This is a genomic window from Metabacillus rhizolycopersici, assembly GCF_020075705.1.
The window spans coordinates 1-4,033 of the sequence record NZ_JAIQUM010000160.1; the positions used below are offsets into that span (position 1 = coordinate 1).

The window sequence follows — 4,033 nt, forward strand, 5'->3', positions numbered from 1 at the left end:
ATAGAGTATTATAATATCAAGCGTATAAAGAAAAAATTGGCAGGCATGAGTCCCGTTCAATACCGGATTCATACCAGCCAATTAGCTGCTTAATATAAAACTCTAACTTTTAGGGGTCACCTCAGAATCAATTAAATCCAAAGGTTTTTTATTTAATCTGACAAGGATGTTTTTTCAAATAACCGAGATGATTAAGAAGACGATCTAGCTGCTGACTTGCCTGAATTACTTCTGGGGACGTTAGCCCATGATGATTTCCAAGGAGGATCATCTCTTCTCTCTTTCTCTCAATTTGAACAAACAATTCTTCATGTAAATTTTGCATAATCGCTTTATCACCTTGACATGTTGTTGAATTAAAAGACATATTTAATTCTATAAAAAATAGGTACTTAAATCCACTAAAATTTATTTTTGTTAAAAATTACTAAATTATATTAACATGTCTATGCCATTCATCTCTAGTTAACATAATCAGATGTTATCGGCATTGAAAAAGGGTCTTCGATTTGAAGCTCCTTTCCGTTGCTTTCATGGTTTATATTGAAGTATAAGAATTGTAAAATGTTTGGAAGGGAAATATAAGAAAAAAATAAGGAAGTAGACAACCTGTGAAAATTCTAACAGTTATGTTTTTTATTATTGGGCGAGTAGGTTTTGTAATGATCTTTATTTATAATTTAAGTCCGAATTCAACAATAGGAGAGTATATATATCAGGTGATAAATTCTGGATTTGGATTTATTCTTGTAGTTATTAGCAGCATAAGTACTGTTTTCTTATTGGTTTTTCCTTTATTAATGATTGAAAAAGTAAGAATTAAATCTTATCTAAGTATTTTTTATCTAAATCCTCTTTCAGTTAACAAGAGCAAACCAGATAAAAAGTAGTAAATAACCTAATAAATCTAATGAATACTCTATACAAATCTAGTTAACATAATGAGACGTTATGGGTATTGAAAAAGGATCTACCAATTGGGGCTGTTGACAAATACCCCTTCATACAAAAAAGAAGATGAATATCTACTAAATGTAGTGTTCATCTTCTTTTTTATTTACTATATGCTGTGTCTAGTAATGAGACTCTTTAGTTTGTCAACAGCCCCCAATTGAAGATCCTTTTGGGGCCCTGCAGACAAAACGCGGATATTATACGCTAAGCAAATTTCAGACTAAAAAAGTCGAATTCCTATAAAGGAACCGACTTTTTTATATTTTCTTGTTGAACTAAAACACCCCGGTAGTTCAACAAGAAAATGCTGATTTCGTAAAACAAATAGTTTATTTTAGTTTTTTACTTCCTCGGGACCAGATTACGACTGGAATCAGTAATAAAGATAAAATTCCTCCAATAAATGATAATGTTGTATAACTTGAACCAGCCACAATCATTCCCGATAAGGCTCCCCCAGAAGCTCCTGATAATGCAATTAAAACATCCACTGTACCTTGGGTTTTAGCTCGTGTTGAAGTTTCAGTCGAATCAACAATAAGTGCGGTCCCACTTATCAAACCAAAATTCCATCCTAATCCAAGTAAAGAAAGAGCAATTATTAGAAGAATCATAGAATCTCCTGGTGCAATCGCTGCTATTAAACCTGCTAGAAGCAACGTAATTCCAGAAGCAATAGCTATCGCAGTACGCCCCAACTTATCAACAAGGACACCTGTAACCAGTGAAGGTAGATACATTGCACCTATATGAAATCCAATAACAAGGCCTATTTCTCCCAATCCATGTCCATGATGTCTCATATGTACTGGCGTCATTGTCATAATGGCAACCATTACAATTTGAGTAAGAACCATAATTGTTACACCAACGATAATACCTTTTTTGTTTTCTATTTGGTCAGTATCTTCAGAACGTTCTTTATGGTCATGTTCTTGATTGGACGCTTCTATCGTTCTTGCTACAACTAACGGATCTGGACGAAGCATAATGAAAAGTACAAGACCTGCTAAAATATATGCTGCTGCTGATAAAATGAAAGGACCTGCAAGTGATGGAACGCCAATAGAAAGAGCAAAATCCCCCATGACATTCACTAAATTCGGACCTGCAACTGCACCAAATGTTGTAAAAACCATAGTAATACTAATAGCAGTCGCTCGCTGTTTACTATTTGCTAAGTCCGTACCTGCATACCGAGCTTGTAAATTTGTTGCTGTCCCTGCACCATAAACAAATAGGGAAGCAAATAACAGGAAAACACTATTTATTATAGCTGCAATAATTACTCCTATTGCTCCAAGTCCACCAATCATGAAACCAGCTGTCAGACCTGTACGACGTCCATAACGTTGGGTAAGTCCCCCAACAAATAAAGCAGCTCCTGCGGACCCTAAAGTAAATAAAGCTGAAGGAAGTCCAGCAAATGCGTCCGTACCCAGCATTTGTTGTGCAAGAAGTGCACCTACAGTAATTCCAGCTGCTAACCCTGCACCACCAAAAATTTGTGAAATACTTACAATCATTAATGTACGTTTGTATAACTTTTTTTGTTTTTCTTGGGAATCTACATAACTCTGACTCAATTGATAGGGCTTACTAGACATTGGTTAGGACCTCAATTCATTTATTATTCTGTAATTTCTTCCAATCACGTACACCTTCCTCTAAACGAAAAGCATTAACACCTCTGGACCTTAAAAGTTCAACAGCTTCCACCGACATGAAACAGTAACAACCTCGGCAATAAGCAACCACATCACAATTGGTTGGTAAAGTAGAAAGTTTTTCCCTTAGCTCTTCAATTGGCATAGAAACAGCACCAGGAATATGAGCCTCTTCATATTCTTCTGTAGGTCTCACATCCAACAAAATAACTTCACCTTTTTCAATCCGTTCTTTAAGTTCTAATAGTGAAACCCCATCCATGCCGAGATTGGCATTTAAGAACTCTTGTTTAATTTGTTGAACCTGTACAAACTGTTTTTCTGATAATATATGCAAGGAAGTTAAAAAATCCGAAATAGCTGAATCTGCAAGTTCGTAAATGACGTAGTTCCCTTTCTTCTGAAACTTTACTAATCTAGAATTAGCAAGGGTTTGTAAATGTTGAGATACATTCGCCACAGACATAGTAGTTGCTTTGGATAATGCCTCCACTGACTTCGGACCTTGAGATAAAATATCGAGAATCTCCAATCGTTTTGGACTAGACAGACTTTTACCTATTCTTGCGAACTCTTGATACAATAAATCTTTTAAATTTCGTTCATTGATCATTTTAAATCACCATCCAACCTATTCAAGTATTTTATTGAATACTTGAATTATAATTCTGATTGTTTTTATTATCAATAAATTCCTTAGCGTATAATATCTGCGTTTTGTCGGCAGGACTCCCTTTTGTGCTGGTTATTTAATTAATGCTACACGTTAGTTGAACAAATGCGAATAGCCAAAACAAATTCAAATCTGCGGCGGAATATATTCTCCTGTTGTTATATTAAAGCCAGCAGCTTTCATTTTTGTCTGGTCGCTATTCCAACCTATTACTAACATTAAGGTAATATTTGTCTCTGTGTCTTTTCTAAGCATAAAATTAAAACCTTTTGCCCAATCTTTACCTGGATAAATACTACCCATTTTTAGCGCCTTTTTAAGGGTTCTGGTGCAAAAACTTCAAAATATCTGCAAGTATTCTCTCAAACTTGGACATACTGATACTATTACTCTAAAAAAGGACGTGATCAGTATGGAAAAGCAAAATCTATTCAAGTGGAAACATTATCAACCTGATATTATTTTATTAACCGTGAGATGGTACCCACGGTATAACCTCAGTTTTCGTGATTTAGTCGAAATGATGGAAGAACGCGGATTATCTATTGCTCATACAACCATTATGCGTTGGGTTCATCAGTATGGTCCTGAATTAGATGAGCGGGTACGGCCTCATCTTAAGCCAACCAATGATTCTTGGCGAGTCGATGAGACGTATGTAAAAGTCAATGGTCAATGGATGTACCTATATCGTGCCGTTGATTCAGAAGGAAATACGATTGATTTTTATTTAAGCAAA

6 protein-coding genes are annotated in these 4,033 nt (G+C 35.3%); 2 read left to right on the forward strand and 4 right to left on the reverse strand.

The window, feature by feature from the left end; genetic code table 11:
- A partial coding sequence (locus tag K9V48_RS27265) for an IS3 family transposase (protein WP_224141067.1) occupies positions 1–93 on the forward strand: 93 nt, incomplete at its 5' end.
- A 55-nt stretch (positions 94–148) separates the two neighbouring features.
- Here the strand turns inward: K9V48_RS27265 and K9V48_RS27270 are convergent.
- From K9V48_RS27270 to K9V48_RS27285, 4 genes are all read right to left on the reverse strand, one after another.
- Positions 149–325, reverse strand: coding sequence for an aspartyl-phosphate phosphatase Spo0E family protein (locus K9V48_RS27270; RefSeq protein ID WP_224142207.1), 177 nt, complete (start codon positions 323–325; stop codon positions 149–151).
- 958 nt (positions 326–1,283) lie between these two features.
- Positions 1,284–2,561, reverse strand: a complete 1,278-nt coding sequence (locus K9V48_RS27275) for an MFS transporter (RefSeq protein WP_224142208.1) — start codon at positions 2,559–2,561, stop codon at positions 1,284–1,286.
- 16 nt (positions 2,562–2,577) lie between these two features.
- A complete protein-coding gene (locus K9V48_RS27280) occupies positions 2,578–3,231 on the reverse strand; it encodes an ArsR/SmtB family transcription factor (RefSeq protein WP_224142211.1) in 654 nt (217 codons plus the stop codon).
- 189 nt (positions 3,232–3,420) lie between these two features.
- Positions 3,421–3,597 carry a hypothetical protein gene (locus tag K9V48_RS27285; RefSeq protein ID WP_224142209.1) on the reverse strand — a complete coding sequence of 59 codons (177 nt, stop codon included), beginning with the start codon at positions 3,595–3,597 and terminating at the stop codon, positions 3,421–3,423.
- Between the two features lie 109 nt (positions 3,598–3,706).
- On the opposite strand from K9V48_RS27285, the gene K9V48_RS27290 reads away from it, so the two are divergent.
- Positions 3,707–4,033: IS6 family transposase (locus K9V48_RS27290; RefSeq protein WP_224142210.1), on the forward strand; the 327-nt coding region annotated here is incomplete at its 3' end.